The organism is Clostridium sp. 'White wine YQ' (assembly GCF_028728205.1).
Classification (GTDB): domain Bacteria; phylum Bacillota; class Clostridia; order Clostridiales; family Clostridiaceae; genus Clostridium_T.
In genome coordinates, this window is sequence record NZ_JAQYUU010000001.1 from 45,806 (window position 1) to 68,431 (window position 22,626).

Consider the following 22,626-nt stretch of genomic DNA (forward strand, 5'->3'; position numbering starts at 1 on the left):
TTTTGGAGAACTGTTGCAAAGGGAAACTTATTATTATTGGAGGAGCAGAAGATAAAGAAGGAGAAAAAGAAATACTTAAATATGTTGCAGAAGAATCATTGAAGAATAATGGAGAATTAACAATTGCAACAATTGCAACTGAATATCCTAGTTCGGCTTGGGATAAGTATAAGAAGGTGTTTTCAGGGCTAGGTATTAAAAAAATGAATGTATTAGACGTAAGTGAAAGAAAAGATTCTTATAATCCTGTGAGTATAGAAACTATTAAAAAGTCATCAGTAATTTTTTTTACAGGTGGAGATCAACTTCGTATTACAAGTTTAGTTGGAGGCACCCCTATTTTTCAAGAACTCAGAAATGTATTTATGAATGGATGCATATTAGTAGGAACATCTGCTGGAGCATCTGTGATGAGTAGTACAATGATAGTAAAGGGAGATGATGAAGAATCTCCAAGAAAATGTACTTTGAAGATGGCACCTGGATTTGGGTTTATTAAAAATGTAATCATTGATCAGCATTTTGCACAACGAGGTAGAATAGGAAGGCTTTTAGCCGGAATTGCACAAAATCCAGAGATGTTAGGGGTAGGAATTGATGAAGACACAGCAATAGTTGTGGAAAATAATGTGATAAGAGTAATTGGAAATGGTGCGGTATATTTTTTAGACGGAGAACAAATAACTTTTTCGAATGTATCAGAAAAACATCAAGAGGAAATATTGAGTATGTACAATGTTAAAATGCATGTATTAACAAATGGTAACTTGTTTCATTTGCAGAAGAGAACACCTTTTGAGGAGGAAAATACCAAAAATGAAAATAATAAGTAAACGAGTCTTTGAAGGTAAGAATATCTATTCCCATAAAAAATGCTTAAGGGTAGATTTAGATTTAGAAGGATACTGTGAGACTCCAAGTAAAGATATACCAAACTTTAATTTTAATTTGACTAGGATATTACCAGAGTTATATAAACATAGATGTGGAATCGATGAAGAACATGGTTTTGTAAAGCGTTTAAAAGAAGGGACGTATCTCGCACATATTTGTGAGCACTGTATAATTGCGATTCAAAATATGTTAGATATTGAAGTTTCATATGGAAAGGCCAGAGAAGTTGAAGGTGACCACTATTATATAATAGTTCAATATGAGTATGAGCAAACTGCGTTAAGAATAGTTGATTTAGTAGTAGATTTAATAAATTCATTGATAAGCCAAAAGAGCATAAACTTTGATGAGAGGATTCTAATAATTAAAGATATGTTGAAATATGAAAGTGATGGTCCTAGTACTAGAGCCATTATTGATGCTGCAAAAGAAATGGGCTTACCTGTAATTAAATATAGTAACAGTGGTATTTATCAGATTGGATATGGAAGGGCTGCAAGAGTTATTGAAGCTACCATAGGGAGCAATACATCTTGTGTAGCAGCAGATATATCCTGCGATAAGTTATTAACAAAGAAGCTATTGAAATATCAATGCATCCCTGTTGCTGAAGGTTATAAAGTTAATAACATCATTGAGCTTATAAAGTATAGTAAGGAATTAGGTTACCCGCTGGTTTTAAAGCCTCAATATGGTAATAAAGGAAAAGGTGTAATTTTAAATATCAAAAGTGAAAAACATCTGATAGAAGCATTTAATAAAATAAAGAAAAACTATAAAGATGTTATCTTAGAAGAATTTATAAAAGGAAAAGACTATAGAGTTTTAGTTGTCAGGGATAAGGTAATTGCAGTTGCGCTAAGGATACCACCATATATTACTGGAAACGGTGAAGATACAATATTGAATTTGATTAAAAAGCTTAATGCAGATAATAATAGAGGTGATGATCACGAAAAACCTTTAACTAAAGTTAAGATTGATGAAGAAGTAATGGGATGCATTTCAAAGGAAGGTTTAAGCTTGGAATCTGTCCTTGAAAAGGATAGAAAGATATATTTAAGAGAAAATGCTAATATTTCTACTGGTGGAGTTGCTATAGATTGTACTGACATCATATCTCAAGAAAATAAGGAACTATGCGTTAGGGTAGCTAAAACCATAGGATTAGATATATGTGGAATTGATTTATGTACTAGTGATATTATGGAACCGATTGAGTCCCAAGGTGTTGTTATGGAGGTTAATACTGCACCAGGAATAAGAATGCATTGCTATCCATATGAAGGTAATGCAAGGAATGTTGGAAAAGAAATAATTAATATGCTATATAATGATAATCCTAGAAATATACCGCTGATTTCGGTTACTGGAACAAATGGAAAGACTACAACTACTAGAATAATTTCTTATATATATTCATTAATAGGATATAATGTGGGAATGACATCAACTGATGGAATATTTTTAGGTGAAAAGTGTTTGCATTCTGGTGATGATACTGGAGTTCAAAGTGCGAAAACAATCTTAATGAATAAGGATGTTGATATTGCAGTTCTAGAAACAGCTAGAGGTGGTATTGTAAAAAAAGGATTAGCTTATGATTTAGCAGATGTGGGCGTAATTACTAATATAACAGAAGATCATTTGGGCTTAGATGGAATAAATACTTTAGAGGAATTGGCATTTGTTAAATCTGTTGTTGCCGAAGAAGTAAAAGAGAATGGGTATGCGGTTATTAATGCTGATGATTCATGGTCTTTAAAAGTATTACCAAGAATTAAGTCTAAAATTGTATTCTTTTCACATGATAAAGAAAATCCATATATTAAAAATGCTTTTCTTAAAGATAATATAGCTGTTTATATTGATGAAGATAGATTGATGGCATTTAATAATGGAAGACATTACAACATTTGTAGTGTAAGTGATATAGGAATTTCTATGAATGGAAGATTAAAGTATAATATTTCTAATGCAATGGCAGCGACAGCTGCATTAATATCTCAGGGTGTAGATTATTGTATTATTGCTAAGGGATTAAAAGAATTTAAGAATAATGAAAAACTAAATAAGGGAAGATTTAATGAGTATGATATAAATGGAGTTAAAGTAATATTAGATTATGGTCATAATCTTGATGGGTATAGAGTTGTTTTGGAATCCCTAAAAACAATGGAGCATAATAAACTAATTGGAGTTATAGGAATTCCAGGAGATAGAAGTGATGATGTTGCTGAGAGAATAGGTGAGATTGCAGGAGAGAATTTAGATTATATATTCATAAAAGAAGACAAAGACAGAAGAGGAAGAGAAAAAGGAGATATCTGTAATAGCATAAGCAAAGGCATAGAGAAAAAAGTAAAAGATAATAAAAAGAGTAAAATTGTTTTGGATGAAGTTGAGGCGTTGAAAGAAGCGCTGGATATAGCTCTTTCTGGAGATGTTGTAATTGTATTTTATGAAAAATTCAAACCACTAGTGGATTATATAAATAACCTTAAAGAAAGAGAGTTAAGGGTAGGAGAATTAAATAGTTTAGAGGAAGGGTTAATTAATTTAACTTAATTTAATTAATCATATAAGTCGGGTGAAGAATTAAAATGAAGTTTATTTAAAACTTATGATTTTATCCCGGCTTAAATTTTACATAAATTAATTCTTGCATAAATACCTTTAAATAAATGATAATATAATAGTATTATTTATTTGAGAGGAAGATTATATGAAGATTAAAGCTTATGGCAAGATTAATATTGCTTTAGAGGTAGTAGGAAAAAGAGATGATGGATATCATCTGCTAAGAATGATAATGCAGAGAATAGATCTTTATGATTTGATTGAAATACAGGAAAGAACAAACGGAATAGAAATTACTTGTAATAAGCCATATGTTCCAAGGGATGAAAGAAATTTAGCATATAAAGCAGCAAGGCTCTTTTTGGATACTTATAACATAAATAAGGGAGTACATATAGATATTAGAAAGAATATTCCAGTGGCAGCAGGATTAGCAGGCGGAAGTACTGATGGGGCTGCAGTGCTTATGGGGTTGAACTCAATATTTAATATAGGTGCTTCAGATGAAGAACTTATGGAGTTGGGATTAAAACTTGGTGCAGATGTACCTTATTGCATTAAAGGAAAGACTGCTCTATGTGAAGGTATTGGTGAAAAAATAACGCAGCTTAAGGATTTTAAAGATAAAATATTAGTTCTAGTAAAACCATCTTTTGGAGTTTCTACTAAAGAGGTTTATAGTGGTTTAGATATAAGTAAAATCTATAAAAAAGTTAAAATTGAAGAAATAATTGATGCTATGGAAAATGATAATTTAGATTTTGTAGCAAAAAATATGAAAAATCATTTGGAAAATGTAACATTAAGAAAACATAGAAAAATTATTGAAATTAAAGAGGAAATGATTAAGATGGATGCGTTAGGGGCTATGATGAGCGGTAGTGGTCCTACTGTTTTTGGGTTCTTTGATGATATGCTTAAAGCACAAAGTTGTTATGATAGAATGAAAAAACAATATAATGATGTGTTTATTACAAGAACAATTTAAAAGAAGTGTATAAGATTATTTTATTTTGTCAACAATACTCCTATAGGGGGTTGATAAAATGAAAAAAGTAATTTCACTATTAGTAATTATCTTGCTTGTCATAAATACATTTGTATATTTTAATAGTAAAGGTGCGTCTGGCAAATCTAGGGACAACCTGGTGCAGGAGATAAGTGCTAAGTTAATTAGATTTCATGTTATTGCAAACAGTGATTCTGATAATGATCAGCAATTAAAAATAAAAGTGAAGGATGCAATAATAAGTTATATTTTTCCAAAGCTTAAGGATTCTCCGAGTATTGATGAATCAAGAAAGATACTTAAATCTTATAATGAGGATATATTAAAACTAGCATCAAATATCATTAAAAGTAATGGTTATAATTATAGTGTTAAGTCAACAATGGGAAAAGAAAATTTTCCTGATAAAAGCTATGGTAATATAACATTGCCTCAAGGTGAATATGAAGCATATAGAGTTATAATAGGATCTGGAGAAGGGAAAAACTGGTGGTGTGTAATGTTTCCACCATTGTGTTTTGTAGACGAAACAAGGGGACAAGTATCCGAGGAAGAAACTGCAAAGCAAATGAAGAGAGTTTTAAGTGATGATGAATATGATCAAGTTAATAATGATGTAAAAATTAAATTCAAAATATTTGAGTTGATTCAAAAATGGATTAAAAAATAAAATCTTGATTAAATTATTTAAAACCTATAAACTATACAGTGAATTTAAATTTTAAGATAAAGAGGTTAATAGTTATGAAGAAAAAGGCTGTAATTTCTGTTATATCAAACCAAAATTACGAAGATGATGATGTTATTGAAGTAGTAACACCTGGAGAATTTCATATAAAAGATTCAAGTAGTTATGAAGCTATATATGAAGAAACTGAAATATCAGGTATGGAAGGAACTACTACAAAATTAGAAATATATAAAGATGAAATTACCTTATATAGAGAAGGAACAACTTCGACAAAAATGGATTTTAAAAAGGATAATAATTCAGTTACACTATACAACACTCCATACGGTATGCTGGAACTGAAAATTGATACTAAAGATTTAAAAATTGAGATGGATGAGAATGGCGGAGAAGTTCAGATAGACTACAATATAAGTATTGCTGGACAACCACCTCAAGGAACACAATTAAAGATAAAAATAAAAGCATAAATATAAATAATTAAATGGTGAAGAAAATTATTATTAATTTACTTCACCATTTTTGATTAAAAATAACTTCAAGCGTTAATACTTAAATATGAAAATTTTTGAGGAGAGTAGATTAATGAAACAGGATGCTTTAGATGATTTATTAGAATTTGTTTTAGGTATTAATGGGATGAGCTTAGAAGATATGGTTGATTTTTTAAGAAAGAAAGAAAATCTTTATATGCTTATATTGGTAATGAAAGACCATCATTTTCTACATGATAAGCGAGTTAAAGAGATTTTAGGAGAACATAATAAGAATATAAATTCAACATTGAGAAAAGCTGAAGAAAAGATATTAATAAATAGTAGTTTTAGGGAAAAGTACTTTAGAATAGACGAAAAGATAAAAAAAATTATTTAAAACATATAAAAAAGACTGGATTAGAAACTCAGTTTATGATAATATATAATCTATGTTATTAAATAGTTATCCCATCATAATATTGAAGGGTAATTTCTATTTTATCATCGAGTTAATTACATGTCAATATATTTTTTAAATATTTTTAGGAGGATTTTTTATGGCTACTAAGTATGTATTTGTAACCGGTGGAGTAGTTTCTTCTTTAGGAAAAGGAATAACAGCAGCTTCATTAGGTAGATTATTGAAGAATAGAGGATTAAATGTAGTAATTCAAAAGTTTGACCCATATTTAAATGTAGATCCAGGCACTATGAGCCCATATCAACATGGAGAGGTTTTTGTAACTGATGATGGAGCAGAAACAGATTTAGATTTAGGGCACTATGAAAGATTCATAGATGAGAATCTTACTAAAAATTCAAATGTAACTACAGGTAAGGTATACTGGTCGGTTATATCAAAAGAGAGAAAAGGGGAATATCTTGGCGGAACAGTACAAGTAATACCTCATATTACAAACGAAATAAAGAATAGAGTTTATAGGGTTGCAAAGGAAAGAGAAGTTGATGTAGTTATTACTGAAATTGGTGGAACAATAGGTGATATAGAATCTCTTCCATTTTTAGAGTCTATTAGACAAATTAAATATGAAGCAGGATTTGAAAATGTATGCTTTATACATGTAACACTTGTTCCGTATTTAGGAAAAGCTGGAGAACTTAAAACAAAACCTACTCAACATTCTGTTAAGGATTTAAGAAGTATAGGAATTCAACCTGATGTTATAGTATGTAGATCAGAAAAAGAGCTTTCAACTGAAATTAAAAATAAAATAGGTTTATTCTGTAATGTTGAGGGAAAAAGCGTAATTCAAAATTTAGATGCAGAGAACTTATATGAAGTTCCGCTTTTATTACATAAAGAAGGTTTGGATACAGTAGTATGTGAGAAACTACACTTACCAACTGGAGAAATTAACAACAATGAATGGGTTTCAATGGTTGATAAAATTAAGAATTTATCAAAGACTGTTAAAATCGGATTAGTAGGAAAATATGTTGAATTACATGATGCATATATTTCTGTTGTTGAAGCACTTAATCATGGCGGATATTTTAATGATGCCAATATTGAAATAGAGTGGATAAATGCTGTTGATATTAATAAAGAAAATGTTGATAAAGCTTTAGCTGGTGTAGATGGAGTTTTAGTTCCAGGTGGATTTGGTGATAGAGGAATCGAAGGAAAAATTGAAGCAATTAGATGGGCTAGAGAAAATAAAAAACCATTCTTAGGAATTTGTTTAGGAATGCAATGCGCAGTAATAGAATTTGCAAGAAATGTGTTAGGATATACTGATGCAAATTCATCAGAAATTAACCCTGAAACTGAATATCCAGTAATTGATTTAATGCCAGAACAAAAGGATGTAGAAGACATGGGTGGAACAATGAGATTAGGATTATATCCATGTAAAGTTGAAGATGGTACATTTACAAAAGCTGCCTATGAATCTTCATTAATTTATGAAAGACATAGACATAGATATGAATTTAATAATGAATATAGAAAAGCAATAATAGATGCGGGAATGAATATAACAGGCACAAGCCCAGATGGTAGACTTGTAGAAGTAGTTGAAGTTAAAGATCACCCATGGTTTGTAGCAGTTCAATTCCATCCAGAATTAAAATCAAGACCAAATAGACCACATCCACTATTTAGAGATTTTATAAAAGCATCACTTAATAAATAGGAAACTAGGAACCTAGAATAGCATTTTTATTCTAGGTTCTTTTTAATTTATAATAGCGTAAAGTTTCTTGAAACTTTTGTAATGGCTAAATAAGATATAGTACCATAATTAGTTAAAATCTTGTTTACTTTTTTAAAAAAGTGTTATAATAATAGAATGAGAAGGAATTATAACATATCCTATTTTCATTTTATAATATTTCGTTTAATCTTACCTTTAAACTTCCCAAATTGAAATGTATTAAAAACTTATATAAATATTAAAGCGTATAATTAAGGTATTCCATTATATATTAATTTTAAATTTATAGAATGAATTAAGGTTGCTAAGTTATATTGCAGTTTAAAATATTCGGAGGTGCCCGATTTTGTCAAAAGAAAAATATCTACAAATGACTTTGAGTGAGTTGAAAGAAGTAGCAAAAGATTTAGGAATAAAGAACTTATCAAAGAAAAAGAAGGGGGAAATTATTGAAGAAATTATTGCAAGTTCCCCAATTTCAATTGAAAAAGATGGAGTTTTTTTAAGAGAAAAAATAACTCCTAAGGTGAATTCATCAGAAAAAATAGTTGAACAAGATAAAAGTAACTATGTATCTAGAGAAACTACTGAAAATTCATCATTAAATAAAGAATCATATGTATCAGAAAGAAGAAATGTAAGAACGAAGGATAATATAAATGAAGCAACATCTTCAAGAGGAGTCCTTGAAATATTAGAGAATAATAACTTCGGATTTTTGAGATGCAAAAACTATCTTACAGGTGAAGATGATGTATATGTATCACCATCACAAATAAGAAGATTTAATTTGAGAACTGGTGATGAAGTTGAAGGGAAAGTTAGAGAAGCTAAAGAAGGTGAAAAGTTTAAAGCATTAATATATGTTGAAAAAGTTAATGGTGATCATCCAGAGAAAGCAGTTGGGAGAAAGTCCTTTGAGACACTTACTCCTATATATCCACAAGAGAGATTAAGACTAGAAACAAATAATTCTAGAGATTTAAGTTCTAGACTAATGGATTTAATTTCACCTATTGGAAAAGGACAAAGAGGTATAATTGTTGCCCCTCCAAAAGCAGGAAAAACAACATTATTAAAGAAGGTTGCTCAGAATATATCATCAAATTATCCTGAAGTTACTCTTATTGTACTTTTAATTGATGAAAGACCTGAAGAAGTTACAGATATGCAAAGAAGTATCAATGGAGAAGTTATATATTCTACCTTTGATGAAGAACCACAAAATCATGCTAAGGTATCACAAATGGTACTTGAAAGAGCTAAGAGAATGGTTGAGCAAGGAAAAGATGTAGTTATTCTTCTTGATAGTATAACTAGATTAGCTAGAGCGTACAATTTAACTATTACCCCTACTGGAAGAACACTTTCAGGTGGATTGGATCCAGGTGCTTTAATAATGCCTAAGAAATTCTTTGGAGCAGCAAGAAAGATTGAAGAGGGTGGAAGTCTTACCATTTTAGCTACTGCATTAATAGAAACAGGAAGTAGAATGGATGATATGATATTTGAAGAGTTTAAGGGAACAGGAAATATGGAAGTTCATTTAGATAGAAGACTTCAGGAAAGAAGAATTTTCCCTGCAATTGATATATATAAATCAGGAACTAGAAAAGAAGATTTACTTTTAAGTAATGAAGAAAAAGAAGTTGCTTTTGCAATAAGAAGGGTAATGTATAGAGATGGTAATATCGAAAACATAGCAGAAAAACTAATAAATCTACTATCTAAAACAAAAAATAATAAAGAGTTTATTGATGCATTCCCAAAAGCAGAAATCGATAAATAGAAACTAAAAATAAAAAAAAAGATATACCAGATTCAATTTTCTGGTATATCTTTTTTATATATGTTCATTATTATTTTCCATTGAGAAATCAGATATAATTGCACTTTCGGTGGAAAGTTTTTCTGATAAATCATAAATTTTATTAATTGAATAATTAGTCCTTAGTTTATCTAAATTATCCTTCATAATATCAATTTCAGAAGGATTTGAGATTAGAGAATCTACAATATAGTTTATATCATCTATATGATCAACATACTTAGCACAACCTACCTGTGTAAGAAATTCTACATTTTCATATTCTTGGCCAGGAATGGCAAATGGAATTATTATCGGAAGTTTTTTAGCTATTGATTCACTTACAGTTAGCCCACCTGGTTTTGAGATTATTATATCTGAATAATCCATTATTGCAGAAATATCCTTAGTAAAACCTAAAATATGAAGTTTTTTATTTGGAATTGGAGCTGAATATTCAGAGAGTAACCTCATTTTTAAATTTTCGTTGTTTCCACATACAACAGTTATGCGTAACAAGTGTTTATTTTTAATTAATTTTTTTAGAACATCAGAAATATTTTCAAGTCCCATACTTCCACCCATGAGAAGTATATTGAAGTAATCATCATCTTTAGTTGCGCTGACTTCTTTATCATTTTCAAAAAAAATTGGGTTTATCGGTATTCCATATGGGAAAATAATTTCTCCAGGAATTCCTCTTGTAATTAAGTAATCCTTTGTATAATCGCTTGCGGTTATATATGCATCTGTATATTTATTAATATATGCATAATGAACCTTGAAATCAGTGACAATTGATATGAAAGGAATATTTATCTTATTTTGGCTTTTAAGTGTTGTCACCAAGTTAACAGACATAGGGTGTGTACCTATTATTATATCAGGATTTTCATTTTCGATATAACGTAAAAACTTTCTTTGAGTATTAAAGAAAACTATGTTTAAAAGTTTATTTGTTATTTTCTTATCTGTCAGGTGATAAAACCAGCCGTATATCCAAGGGATTTTAGAAGCTGCAAATTCATAACCACCAACTATTGCTGCGTTTAGGAAATTAGAGTTTTTCTTCAAAAAGTCATATTTATCAACTTTCCAGCCTTTCTTTTCAAACACTGTTTTAAGAGAATTAGCTGCCTGGTTATGACCTTGCCCTGTGGATGCTGTTAAAATTAAAACCTTTTTCATTTAATTCACTCGCTTTGCCTTTTTAGTAAGATTTCTATATTATAGTTTAACATTTTTTCATATATTGTAAATAAATATCTAAATTAATTAATAGAAAATTAAGTATATAGATATAATACATCAATGATATGTAATATGATTTTGCATTATACAGAGATTTAATATTTATTAAAATAGATATTTACTAATATTTTAAAAGAAAAATGGGAAAGACCAATGTCTTTCCCATAATATAAATTACTTGTTAATATTGAATCTCTTATTGAATTTATCAACTCTTCCACCAACGTCAACAATCTTTTGTTTTCCAGTGAAGAATGGGTGGCATTTTGAACATATTTCTACTTTTAATTCTGATTTAACAGAACCTGTTGTAAAAGTATTTCCACATGCACACTTAACAACTGCTTCATGGCTGTATTCTGGATGTATGCCTTCTCTCATCGAATTCACCTCTTTCATATATATACAATTTTACTAATTGTAACACGTAACCAAATGTAACTATTAGAATATATCACTTTGAGGTATTTTTGTCAATAAAATTATATTTTTATAATGACATAAGGTGTGTTATAATCGAATTGAACAGAAGAAATGAGGGGAAGAGTAACAATGAGTAAGCTTTATTTTAGATATGGTGCAATGAATTCAGGAAAATCAACAAATCTTATGCAGGTTGCGTTTAATTATGAGGAAAGAGGAATGGAAGTACTTATAGTTAAGCCTTCAAAAGATAAGAAGGCAGGAGAAAAATTGATTTCACGATTAGGAGTAGAAAGAAAAGTAGATTTACTTATTAGTGATGAAGATAATATTTTAGAATTGATCTCAGAACTTAGAGAGGACAATAATAAAATAGATTGTATATTAGTAGATGAAGTACAGTTTTTAAATAAAAAGCATATTGATGAACTATTTGAAGTAGCTGTAGGAATGAATATTCCAGTTATATGTTATGGCTTAAGGACAGACTTTTTAATGAATGGTTTTGAAGGCAGTGAAAGACTTCTACTTATAGCTCATTCAATTGAAGAAATGAAAACAATATGTACATGCGGCAAAAAAGCTATATTCAATGGAAGAAAAGTAAATGGTAAATTTGTGTTTAAAGGTGAACAAATTGCTATAGATGAAGTTGATAATGTTCAATATCAGTCTTTATGCGGGGAATGTTATTTTAAATATAAAAAAGAAAATAATACTTAAAGGAATGATTATATGAAGAAAATAGATGTAGGTGGTCAAGCTGTAATTGAAGGCGTAATGATGAGAGGAACAAAAGGAATTGCAACTGCAGTAAGAACATCTGAAGGAAAAATAGAAGTAGATTTTTTAAATCAAGTTCCAATTACTAAAAAATATTCAATTTTAAATATTCCGTTTATTAGAGGATTCTTCGTTTTCTTGGATTCGCTAGTGTTAGGAATTAAATCTCTTAATTTTTCAGCTAGTTTTTTTGAGGATACAGAACCTTCAAAATTTGAGGCGTGGTTTGAAAAAAAATTCGGAGATAAAAGTAATGATATATTAATGTATATTAGTCTATTTATATCATTTATTTTTGCCATGGGTTTATTTGTATTATTACCTACATTTATTGCTTCATTATTTAGAGGAATTGTACAGTCTTCTGTTATATTAAATGTAATTGAGGCTATAATTAGGATAGTTGTTCTTTTAGCCTATATGATAGGGGTAGGGCAGCTTGAAGATATAAAAAGGTTATATCAATATCATGGAGCAGAGCACAAGACAATATTCTGTTATGAATGTGGAGAAGATTTAACTGTAGATAATGTAAGAAAATTTTCTAGATTTCATCCAAGATGCGGTACAAATTTTATTTTCTTAATTATGTTTACTAGTATTGCAGTATTTTCATTTACTTCTTTTGGTTCTGTTGGAGAAAGATTAATTATAAGATTGGTGCTATTACCTGTTATTACTGGAATAACATACGAATTAATCAAATGGTTAGGAAGAAATGAAGGGAATTTATCAAGGATAGTAGCAAGTCCAGGGTTGCAATTACAGAAACTTACAACCAAGGAACCTGATGATGATCAAATTGAAGTAGCGATAAGATCACTTAGAGAAGCAGAAGACATTAGAAAAAGTATCGGAAAATTATTAAAAGAAGCTACTGAGATATTTAAGAAAGCAGAGATTGATACAGCTGTACTTGATGCACAAATCTTACTTGCAAAAACATTGAATAAAGATAAACTTTATGTGATTACTAATAAAGAAGAACTTGTATCCTTTGAAAAAGAAGAAGAATTTTTTAAATATGTAAGGGAGAGAGAGTTAAAGAAACCAATAAGTTATATCACAGAAAATGTTGAATTTATGGGAATTGATTTTTATGTAAAAGAGGGCGTCCTAATTCCTAGAGGAGATACAGAAATCTTAGTTGAAGAGGTTCTAGATAATATAACTGAGGACTCAGAGATAGAAGTGTGTGATCTATGTACTGGTAGTGGAGCTATAGGACTTTCGCTTGCAAGTTTTAGAAAGAATATTCATGTGGATTGTATAGACATAGAACAGATTCCAGAAGAAGTTACAAAGGAAAATATAAGAAGATTAAACCTTCAAGATAGAGTTAATTTCTTAAAATCTAATTTACTTGAGAAACCTTTAGAGATTGAGAAAAAGTATAATGTAATAGTATCAAATCCACCATATATTAGAGAAGATATTATAGAAACATTAATGGAAGATGTAAAAAATTATGAACCACATGTTGCTTTAAGCGGTGGAGAGGATGGATTGTTATTCTATAGAAGAATAGTAGAGGAAAGTACTAAGGTTTTAGCTGAAAGAGGTATATTAGCGTTTGAAATAGGATACGACCAAGGAGATGAAGTAAAGGAAATTATGGAAGCAGCTGGTTTTAAAGATGTGAAAATTAAAAAGGATTTAGCAGGATTAGATAGAGTAGTTGTGGGTGGATTATAGCTATTTAGTATACAAATCACACATGAAAATGTTGATTGAGAAGAGTGTAATATGATATAATAATAAATCGTGAGAAAATATATATCATTTATTCATGAACAGAAGAAATAGTTGAAATTAAAGGTAGGTTGTTAAAATGTTATTAGATAGATTAGATTTTATAGAAAATAAGTATGATGAATTATCAATTAAAATTAGTGATCCATCCATTATGGCAAATCAAAATGAATGGAGAAAGCTTTGTAAAGAACATGCAGATTTAGAGGTAGTAGTAAATAAGTATAGAGAGTATAAGGATGTTAAGGAAGAAGTTGAAACTAATAAGGAAATGCTTTCTATAGAAGAAGATAAAGAAATGAAAGAAATGATCCAAGAAGAAATTAAAGAGTTAGGATTAAGGGAAGAGACATTAGAAGGAGAACTTCAAATATTACTTTTACCTAAGGATCCTAATGATGATAAAAACGTATTTGTTGAAATAAGAGCAGGTGCTGGTGGAGATGAAGCAGCGTTATTTGCTTACAATTTATTTAGAATGTATACAAGATACTCAGAAACTCAAAGATGGAAAGTTGAGCTTATGAGTGCCAATGAAACAGATATTGGCGGTTTCAAAGAAGTTGTATTTATGATTAAAGGAAATGGAGCTTACTCTAAGTTAAAGTATGAAAGTGGTGCTCACAGAGTTCAAAGAGTTCCAGATACAGAATCTTCAGGTAGAATTCATACATCTACTGCAACTGTTGCAGTTCTACCAGAAGTAGATGATGTTGAAATAGAAATAAACGAAAAAGACATAAGGATAGATGTATTTAGAGCATCAGGAAATGGTGGTCAGTGTGTAAATACTACTGACTCAGCTGTAAGAATAACACATATGCCATCAGGTCTTGTGGTTTCTTGCCAAGATGAAAAATCACAACTTAAGAATAAAGAAAAGGCTATGAAAATACTAAGATCAAGATTGTTTGAACAAGCTGAAGCAGAGAGAGCAGCAGGAATTGCAGAAGATAGAAAGAGCCAAGTTGGTACAGGAGATAGATCAGAAAGAATTAGAACTTACAACTATCCACAAGGAAGAATAACTGATCATAGAATAGGTCTTACACTATATAAACTTGAAACTTTTATGAATGGTGACATTGAAGAAGTTATTCAAGCATTAATAACAGCTGATCAAGCTGAAAAGATGAAGGCTATGGGGAATACCGATACTTTAAGTTAATATTCTTTTAAAAGAAAATAAAACTCAGCCTGGCTGAGTTTTATTTATAACTTATATATTTAAAATAAGAAATACAGCTTACATTACGGCAAGGAGGGGTTATATGCACATTTCAAAAGCCATAAAAAAGCAAAAAAGTGCTTATCGAACATTTAAGGCTATGATGATGATAATCGCTGTGCTACTTCCCATTATGACGCTTCTTTTCGGAATGACCGAAATATTTTATATTGCATATTTAGTTATTATTGAAATGATGATTTTCTTCTCATTAATATATAGAGTAAACTGGGAAAGACTTGAATTTTCTTGTTATAATAATAGATTAAAATATAAAGCAGGATTGTTTAGCAAAGAGGGTCTAATTTTTTGCGATAAAGTTGCACTAGTACATACGGAGAAACTTGGAGAGGAAATGGACATAATTGTTATATCATCTGTAAATTTTAAAAATAGAAGTTTTAAATTAGTGACTAAAACATTTTTAAAGAAATATCCATTAGTTGCACATGAATATTTAAAGATTAAAGAGTTTGATCCAGAAAATACTTACTATTTTTTAGTTATGAAGAAAGGTGCTCTAAAAAAATACTTACTATTAGATATAATATTTAAGAATTGTGTAAAAGCAATATACACAAGTAATGCTATTGAGAATATTAAGATTTCAAGAGGACAAAAAGAATTGGTGAAATTATAAGTGAAAGAAGGAATTTACATGGATACCAAAATAGCTAGGGTGGAGGATGTCCAAGAAAACATAGATATTATATTAGAAGCAGCAGAGACAATAAAAAATGGAGGGATTGTAGCATTTCCTACAGAAACAGTATATGGATTAGGTGCGGATGCTTTGAATCCAAAGGCTGTTGAAAAAATATTTAAGGCTAAAGGAAGGCCGCAAGATAATCCACTGATTATTCATGTTTTTGATAAAAAGATTGATTGGTTGGTTGAAAGTGTTCCAGAAATAGGAATGAAGTTAATAGATGCTTTTTGGCCAGGTCCAATAACTTTAATTATGAAAAAGAAACCTGTTATCCCTAATATTACATCTGCATCATTAGATACAATAGGAATTAGAATGCCTGACAATGATATAGCACTAAAGTTAATTGAGCTATCAGGAACCCCTATTGCTGCACCTTCAGCAAATATATCAGGGAAACCTAGCCCTACTGATATAGAGAGATGTATTGAAGATTTAAGTGGTAAAGTAGATTTTATTATAGGTGGTTCAAAAAGTAATGTGGGAGTTGAATCAACAATTATAGATATAACTGTTGATCCTCCATGCATTTTAAGACCTGGTGGGATTACATTAGAAATGCTAAGAGAATATGATGAAAGAATTTATATAGATCCTTCCATAATGGAAAAAGGTGATTTAAATTCAAGGCCAAAGGCTCCAGGAATGAAGTATAAACACTATGCACCTAAGGCAAAAGTAAAAATTATAAAAGGAAATCGAGAAAAAACTATTGAAAAAATTAATGATTTAGTGCAAAATTATATAGAAAATGGATTAAAAGTTGGAATTATGACCTGCCATGAGCGAGTAAAGTGTTATAATAATGGTGCAGAGATAATTTCAATTGGTTCAGAAAATAATATGCAAGAAGTGGCTAGAAATCTATTTGAAGCATTAAGGTCCTTTGATGATAGAAGTGTAGATATTATATTATCAGAAGCTTTTATAGAAAAAGGAGTAGGAATTGCAATAATGAATAGATTAAAGAAAGCAGCTGCATATGATATTTTAGAATTGTGATGGAGGTAAGTATGAAGAGAGTTCTTTTTGTTTGTACAGGAAATACATGTAGAAGCCCTATGGCAGAAGCTATATTAAATAGTTTTGCTAAAGATGATAGCTCAATAAGTGCCTCTTCAGCTGGGATAAGTATTTTCCCGGGAAGCAAAACATCACCTAATTCAAGAGCAGTAGTATTAAAAAGTATAGGAATTGATTTGAAAGATAGAAATGCTGTTCAATTAAAAGAGTCTCATTTAGAGGAACAGGATCTAATTTTAACAATGACAGAGTCAATAAAATTGGCATTAACAAGTGCCTTTCCTTTCTATTCCAATAAAATCTTTTCACTTAGTGAATACGTTGAAGAGAAAGGTGATGTTGTTGACCCTTTTGGAGGGGAATTATTTCTATATGAAAAAACTTACTCTCAATTAGAAAAATTAATAGGTAAGTTAATTTTAAAAATTAAAGGAGAAGGTATTCTTTAAATACTATTCTTCTTTTTTTTGGGACATTTAATAAAACGGAGGTGCGTTAAATGAAAATAGCAATTGGGTCAGATCATGGTGGATTTAATTTAAAAGGTGAAGTGATAAAGTACTTAGAGCAAAAATCTATAGAGTACAAAGATTTTGGAACAACAAGTACTGATTCATGCGATTACCCAGATTATGCTCTAAAAGTTGCAGAAGCAGTAGCTGAGAAAGAATTTGAATTTGGAATACTTATTTGCGGAACAGGAATTGGCATAAGTATAGCTGCAAACAAAGTTCCAGGAATAAGGGCAGCTCTTTGTCATGATACTTTTAGTGCACATGCAACTCGTGAACATAATAATGCGAATATTTTAGCAATGGGAGAAAGAGTCATTGGTCCAGGACTAGCAATTGAAATTGTTGAAACCTTTTTAAATGCTAAATTCCAAGGGGACAGACATCAAAATAGAATAGATAAAATTAAAGCTATTGAAGAAAAATATAATAGATAGTAATTTTAGGAGGAGATAACATGAGTAAAGTAACACAAATAAACCATCCATTAATTCAGCACAAGTTGGCATTGATTAGAAGTAAAGATACAGGCTCAAAGGATTTTAGAGAATTAGTAGAGGAAGTATCAATGCTTATGGCATATGAGGTTACAAGAGATCTTCAAACTGAATTTGTAGAAATTGAAACGCCTATATGTAAGACAAAACATCAAGTTTTATCTGGTAAGAAGTTAGCTGTAGTTCCAATATTAAGAGCAGGGTTAGGTATGGTTGACGGAATGTTAAAGCTTATACCAGCAGCAAAAGTAGGTCACATAGGATTATATAGGGACGAGGAAACTCTTAAACCGGTTGAATACTTCTGCAAACTTCCACAAGATATTGCAGAGAGAGATATTATGGTAGTTGATCCAATGTTAGCTACTGGTGGTTCTGCTGCAGATGCTCTTACACTTTTAAAGGAAAAAGGAGCAAGAAGTTTAAAATTAGTTTGTTTAATATCAGCACCAGAAGGAATAAAATATGTTCAAGAAGCACATCCAGATGTAGATATCTATGTAAGTTCAATAGATGAAAGATTAAATGAAAATGGATATATAGTACCAGGTCTTGGTGATGCTGGAGATAGATTATTTGGAACAAAATAAATTAGTAGGAATATAAAATATAGGGTGCTTCTTAAGTCACCCTATAACATTATTATAAATAGCATTGGTTTACATACCTAGATAATTAAATTATAATAAATATAATACAAGAATCGTATTACATATCATTGTTAGTGATATGTAAATTCTATAAAGCATTATATATAAATTAAAAACTCCTGAGGTGTTAATATGGAACGAAGAGATAAATATAACTATTATTTAGATATAGCTGAGACTGTGTTAGAAAGAGGAACATGTTTAAGAAGAAACTATGGTTCTATCATAGTGAAAAATGATGAGATAATTTCGACTGGATATACAGGTGCACCTAGGGGAAGAATAAATTGTATTGATAGAGGAAGTTGTATAAGAGAACAACTTAATGTTCCTAGGGGAACTCACTATGAGTTGTGTAGAAGTGTTCATAGTGAGGCCAATGCAATAATTAGTGCAGCAAGAAGAGATATGATAGGTGCAACTCTATATTTAGTTGGAAGAGATGCAGTTTCGAGGGCTTATGTAGAAGATGCTAATTCTTGTTCTATGTGTAAAAGACTAATTATCAATGCTGGTATAGAGAAAGTTGTAATTAGAAATTCAAAGAATGAGTATAAAATTATTTATGTTGAAGAATGGATAAATAATGATGAATCTTTAGAATACCAAAGTAAAGGGTATTAATAAGTGGAGGTAAGGGATGAAAAAAATAAAGGTAATGACAATCTTTGGAACAAGACCGGAAGCTATAAAGATGGCTCCATTAGTTAAAGAATTGGAAAAAAGAGAAGGAATTGATTCAAAAGTATGCGTGACGGCTCAACATAGAGAGATGCTTGATCAAGTATTAGATTATTTTGAAATCGATACAGATTATGATTTAAATATAATGAAAAACAAGCAAACATTAACAGGAATTACTAGTAGAGTACTTGAAGGATTGGATGCTGTTTTTGAAGAAGAAAAACCTGATATGATATTAGTTCATGGAGATACAACTACTACATTTGGTGGTGCATTAGCAGCATTTTATAAGCAAATTAAGGTAGGACATGTAGAAGCAGGACTAAGAACTTTTGATAAGTACTTTCCATTCCCTGAAGAAATGAATAGAAAATTAACTGGATCATTAGCTGATCTTCACTTTGCACCAACTATTGGTTCTAAAGAGAATCTATTAAGAGAAGGCGTAAACGAAAAAGACATATATATAACAGGTAATACTGTAATTGATGCAATGGAACACACAGTAAAAGAAGATTACAAATTCGAAACTGAAGAGTTAAATCATATTGACTTTGAGAAGAAAAAGGTAATAATGATAACAGCTCATAGAAGAGAAAATTGGGGAGAAGGAATAGAAAATATTTGTACTGCTCTAAAGAAGATTGTAGAAGAAAATAAAGATGCAGAATTAGTGTATTTAGTTCACTTAAATCCTGTAGTTAAAGATGTAGTATTCAAACATCTAAATGATAAAGAAAGAGTACATTTATTACCACCACAAGATACCAAAGAAACTCATAACTTAATGAAAAAGTCATTTATGGTAATGACTGATTCTGGTGGATTACAGGAGGAAGCTCCTCACTTAGGAAAACCTGTTTTGGTATTAAGGGATGTTACAGAAAGACCAGAAGCTGTTGCAGCAGGAACAGTTAAATTAGTTGGTACAGATGTTGAAAAAATTATTACTGAAGCAAATAAATTGCTTAATGATAAAGATGAATATGAAAAAATGAGTAAAGCTGTTAATCCTTATGGAGACGGAAAAGCTTCAACAAGAATAGTAGATGCAATTGAGAATTATTTCGGATTAAGTGATAAGAAAATTGAAGAATTTAAATAAAAAATAAGAGTAGAAGCCTCGCTTCTACTCTTATTTTTTATAGTAAACCAATAATAATATGTTAAAATTATAATTATACTCAAACAATGCTGAGGAGGTTATATGAAAACACAAAAAGTTTTGTTTTACATTCTAGCATACATCATGCTTATTGGGGGGATTATGGGTATTGTAAAGGGATTAATTCCACATATGACATGGTTCAATTTTCGTTATTTATTAGGAATGGGTAGCACGTTTAACAAAGATAATACTCCAATTTATTCTATTGTATATGGGGTTTTTATGGCTGTGTTTGAAATAATATCTTCAATGTTATTATTAACTAGAAAAAGAATTGGAATAAAGTTTGCCATAACGACACTTTCTATTAATGCTTTGGGGTGTATTATTTCAATTTTGCTTGGAGATATATTGGCTATGGGTAGCTTGTTAACTAGATTTTTCGCAATTTATATTTTGATAAAAGCAAAAAGTTTTTATTGTTAAGTTTAAGGGGGATTTCCTAGCGTTAATCTATACCATAGAAAAGATTGTTATTTTTTTATCAAAAAACCATTGATTATGTTAATGAAAGTAGATATAATAAAGAAGATGAAAGTGTTTTAAATTAACTTAAAATATATCCTAGGAGGTTACAAAATGAAAGAAGTTGTTATCGTAAGTGCTGTAAGAACTGCATTAGGATCCTTTGGTGGAGGTCTAAAAGATGTTTCAGCAGCTGATTTAGGAGCTACAGTAGTAAAGGAAGCTTTAAACAGAGCAGGATTAAAGGGTGAACAAGTAGATGAAGTTATTTTAGGAAATGTTATCCAAGCTGGTTTAGGACAAAATGTTGCTAGACAAGTAGTTGTTAAAGCTGGTTTACCTGTTGAAGTTCCAGCAACAACAATTAACATAGTTTGTGGTTCAGGATTAAAATCAGTAGCATTAGCTGCTCAAATGATAAAAGCAGGGGATGCTGATGTAGTAATAGCTGGTGGTATGGAAAATATGTCACAAGCACCTTACCTATTAAAGACTTCAAGATGGGGTCAAAGAATGGGCGATGGAAAAATGGTTGACTCAATGATAAATGATGCTTTATGGGATGCATTTAACAACTATCACATGGGAGTTACTGCTGAAAATATAGCAAAAGAATGGAACTTATCAAGAGAAGAATTAGATGCATTTTCTGCTTCATCTCAGCAAAAAGCAGAAGCTGCTATAAAAGCTGGTAAATTTAAGGACGAAATAGTTCCAGTTGTTATTCCTCAAAGAAAAGGTGAACCAAAAGTATTTGACACAGATGAATTCCCAAGATTTGGAACAACTACAGAATCATTAGGAAAATTAAAACCAGCATTTATTAAAGATGGTGTTGTTACTGCAGGTAATGCTTCTGGAATAAATGATGGAGCAGCTGCTATAATAGTTATGAGTGCTGATAAAGCTAAAGAATTAGGAATAAAACCATTAGCTAAGATACTTTCTTACGGAACTAAGGGATTAGATCCATCAATAATGGGATATGGTCCATTCCATGCTACTAAAAAAGCACTTGAAGGTACTGGTTTAACTGTAGCAGATTTAGATTTAATTGAATCAAATGAAGCTTTTGCAGCACAAAGTGTAGCTGTTGCTAAAGATTTAAATTTTGATATGGAAAAAGTAAATGTAAATGGTGGAGCTATAGCTCTTGGACATCCTGTTGGAGCATCAGGTGCAAGAATCCTTGTTACATTACTTCACGAAATGCAAAAAAGAGATGCTAAAAAAGGTTTAGCTACTTTATGTATTGGTGGAGGAATGGGTACAGCTCTTATAGTTGAAAGAGAATAGTATTAAATAGAGAATCCATATATATAAATACCAATTTTGAATATTATTCAAGATTGGTATTTTTTATTCTTTAGAAATAAATATTTTGCTCATAAAAATGCAAAACTTATGAATTTTTATGTTAAACTAAAGAAGTTTTTTAATAAAATAATTCGAAGGAATAATATTTATAAAAAAAAGTACAATAAACCATGAGGAAAAAGTACGAAATAACATAAAAATTATAGAAATATAGTGAATTTAAGGTGAATTTTTTATTAATATTATGCAATTTTTTAAAAAAATATGAAATATGTTAATGTGGGCTATTCAATTGTATTAAGATGATATTCTATTGCGAAATAAAATAAAAAAAATATTTTGTCAAATAGTTAAATAAATCTCAAAATATTACGAAATTAATATAAATGATACTTTTGAAAATGTTGACATTTTAACAAATGATTTTGAAGTTTAAAAATGAATTTTCAGACAATTGAATAGCTTGCAAAAAAATAGTTATTTTATAAGGAAATTAAAGAATCAGCAAGCTATGGGCATGGTGAGAATAA

22 protein-coding genes are annotated in these 22,626 nt (G+C 30.1%); 20 read left to right on the forward strand and 2 right to left on the reverse strand.

Going from position 1 to position 22,626, the window contains the following annotated elements:
- Positions 1 to 2 precede the first annotated feature (2 nt).
- The 8 genes from PTZ02_RS00230 (at position 3) to rho (ending at position 9,616) form a co-directional block, all read left to right on the forward strand.
- The gene (locus PTZ02_RS00230; protein ID WP_274225831.1) at positions 3 to 833 is read left to right on the forward strand and encodes a cyanophycinase; all 831 of its coding nucleotides are present in this window, start codon (positions 3 to 5) and stop codon (positions 831 to 833) included.
- Positions 817 to 3,462 carry a cyanophycin synthetase gene (cphA, locus tag PTZ02_RS00235; RefSeq protein WP_274225832.1) on the forward strand — a complete coding sequence of 882 codons (2,646 nt, stop codon included), beginning with the start codon at positions 817 to 819 and terminating at the stop codon, positions 3,460 to 3,462. The genes PTZ02_RS00230 and cphA overlap by 17 nt, the downstream gene beginning before the upstream one ends.
- A 157-nt stretch (positions 3,463 to 3,619) precedes the next feature.
- A complete protein-coding gene (gene ispE, locus PTZ02_RS00240; protein WP_274225833.1) occupies positions 3,620 to 4,462 on the forward strand; it encodes a 4-(cytidine 5'-diphospho)-2-C-methyl-D-erythritol kinase in 843 nt (280 codons plus the stop codon).
- Positions 4,463 to 4,520: 58 nt separating this feature from the next.
- Entirely contained in the window at positions 4,521 to 5,153 is a 633-nt protein-coding gene (spoIIR, locus tag PTZ02_RS00245; protein ID WP_274225834.1) for a stage II sporulation protein R, read from the forward strand.
- A 74-nt stretch (positions 5,154 to 5,227) separates the two neighbouring features.
- Positions 5,228 to 5,644 (forward strand): DUF1934 domain-containing protein, encoded by a 417-nt coding sequence (locus PTZ02_RS00250; RefSeq protein ID WP_274225835.1) that lies wholly within the window; start codon positions 5,228 to 5,230, stop codon positions 5,642 to 5,644.
- Positions 5,645 to 5,759: 115 nt separating this feature from the next.
- Positions 5,760 to 6,047, forward strand: a complete 288-nt coding sequence (locus PTZ02_RS00255; protein ID WP_274225836.1) for a hypothetical protein — start codon at positions 5,760 to 5,762, stop codon at positions 6,045 to 6,047.
- A 160-nt stretch (positions 6,048 to 6,207) separates the two neighbouring features.
- Positions 6,208 to 7,806, forward strand: a complete 1,599-nt coding sequence (locus tag PTZ02_RS00260; RefSeq protein ID WP_274225837.1) for a CTP synthase — start codon at positions 6,208 to 6,210, stop codon at positions 7,804 to 7,806.
- Positions 7,807 to 8,173: 367 nt separating this feature from the next.
- Complete coding sequence (gene rho, locus PTZ02_RS00265; RefSeq protein WP_274225838.1) at positions 8,174 to 9,616, forward strand: transcription termination factor Rho; 1,443 nt, start codon at positions 8,174 to 8,176, stop codon at positions 9,614 to 9,616.
- A 54-nt stretch (positions 9,617 to 9,670) separates the two neighbouring features.
- On the opposite strand, the gene PTZ02_RS00270 is transcribed toward rho, so the two are convergent.
- Together PTZ02_RS00270 and rpmE are read right to left on the reverse strand one after the other, a co-directional pair.
- Positions 9,671 to 10,822, reverse strand: a complete 1,152-nt coding sequence (locus PTZ02_RS00270) for an MGDG synthase family glycosyltransferase (RefSeq protein WP_274225839.1) — start codon at positions 10,820 to 10,822, stop codon at positions 9,671 to 9,673.
- A gap of 237 nt (positions 10,823 to 11,059) precedes the next feature.
- A complete protein-coding gene (gene rpmE, locus PTZ02_RS00275; protein ID WP_202768131.1) occupies positions 11,060 to 11,266 on the reverse strand; it encodes a 50S ribosomal protein L31 in 207 nt (68 codons plus the stop codon).
- A 171-nt stretch (positions 11,267 to 11,437) separates the two neighbouring features.
- On the opposite strand from rpmE, the gene PTZ02_RS00280 reads away from it, so the two are divergent.
- The 12 genes from PTZ02_RS00280 (at position 11,438) to PTZ02_RS00335 (ending at position 22,075) form a co-directional block, all read left to right on the forward strand.
- On the forward strand, positions 11,438 to 12,031 hold the full coding sequence (locus PTZ02_RS00280) for a thymidine kinase (protein WP_274225840.1): 594 nt from the start codon (positions 11,438 to 11,440) through the stop codon (positions 12,029 to 12,031).
- Positions 12,032 to 12,043: 12 nt separating this feature from the next.
- A complete protein-coding gene (gene prmC / locus PTZ02_RS00285) occupies positions 12,044 to 13,786 on the forward strand; it encodes a peptide chain release factor N(5)-glutamine methyltransferase (protein ID WP_274225841.1) in 1,743 nt (580 codons plus the stop codon).
- Between the two features lie 136 nt (positions 13,787 to 13,922).
- Positions 13,923 to 15,011 carry a peptide chain release factor 1 gene (gene prfA / locus PTZ02_RS00290; RefSeq protein ID WP_274225842.1) on the forward strand — a complete coding sequence of 363 codons (1,089 nt, stop codon included), beginning with the start codon at positions 13,923 to 13,925 and terminating at the stop codon, positions 15,009 to 15,011.
- Between the two features lie 103 nt (positions 15,012 to 15,114).
- Positions 15,115 to 15,711, forward strand: coding sequence for a hypothetical protein (locus PTZ02_RS00295; RefSeq protein WP_274225843.1), 597 nt, complete (start codon positions 15,115 to 15,117; stop codon positions 15,709 to 15,711).
- 18 nt (positions 15,712 to 15,729) lie between these two features.
- On the forward strand, positions 15,730 to 16,782 hold the full coding sequence (locus PTZ02_RS00300) for an L-threonylcarbamoyladenylate synthase (RefSeq protein ID WP_274225844.1): 1,053 nt from the start codon (positions 15,730 to 15,732) through the stop codon (positions 16,780 to 16,782).
- An 11-nt stretch (positions 16,783 to 16,793) separates the two neighbouring features.
- Entirely contained in the window at positions 16,794 to 17,252 is a 459-nt protein-coding gene (locus tag PTZ02_RS00305; protein ID WP_274225845.1) for a low molecular weight protein arginine phosphatase, read from the forward strand.
- 50 nt (positions 17,253 to 17,302) lie between these two features.
- Positions 17,303 to 17,752 carry a ribose 5-phosphate isomerase B gene (gene rpiB / locus PTZ02_RS00310; RefSeq protein ID WP_274225846.1) on the forward strand — a complete coding sequence of 150 codons (450 nt, stop codon included), beginning with the start codon at positions 17,303 to 17,305 and terminating at the stop codon, positions 17,750 to 17,752.
- A 20-nt stretch (positions 17,753 to 17,772) separates the two neighbouring features.
- Positions 17,773 to 18,402: a uracil phosphoribosyltransferase gene (upp, locus tag PTZ02_RS00315; protein WP_202768030.1), complete on the forward strand. Its 630-nt coding sequence runs from the start codon at positions 17,773 to 17,775 to the stop codon at positions 18,400 to 18,402.
- Positions 18,403 to 18,594: 192 nt separating this feature from the next.
- Positions 18,595 to 19,086 (forward strand): dCMP deaminase family protein, encoded by a 492-nt coding sequence (locus PTZ02_RS00320; protein WP_274225847.1) that lies wholly within the window; start codon positions 18,595 to 18,597, stop codon positions 19,084 to 19,086.
- A gap of 16 nt (positions 19,087 to 19,102) precedes the next feature.
- Entirely contained in the window at positions 19,103 to 20,251 is a 1,149-nt protein-coding gene (gene wecB / locus PTZ02_RS00325) for a non-hydrolyzing UDP-N-acetylglucosamine 2-epimerase (protein WP_274225848.1), read from the forward strand.
- Between the two features lie 102 nt (positions 20,252 to 20,353).
- A complete protein-coding gene (locus PTZ02_RS00330) occupies positions 20,354 to 20,740 on the forward strand; it encodes a hypothetical protein (protein WP_274225849.1) in 387 nt (128 codons plus the stop codon).
- A gap of 153 nt (positions 20,741 to 20,893) precedes the next feature.
- Positions 20,894 to 22,075, forward strand: coding sequence for an acetyl-CoA C-acetyltransferase (locus PTZ02_RS00335; protein WP_274225850.1), 1,182 nt, complete (start codon positions 20,894 to 20,896; stop codon positions 22,073 to 22,075).
- The last annotated feature ends 551 nt before the right edge of the window (positions 22,076 to 22,626 follow it).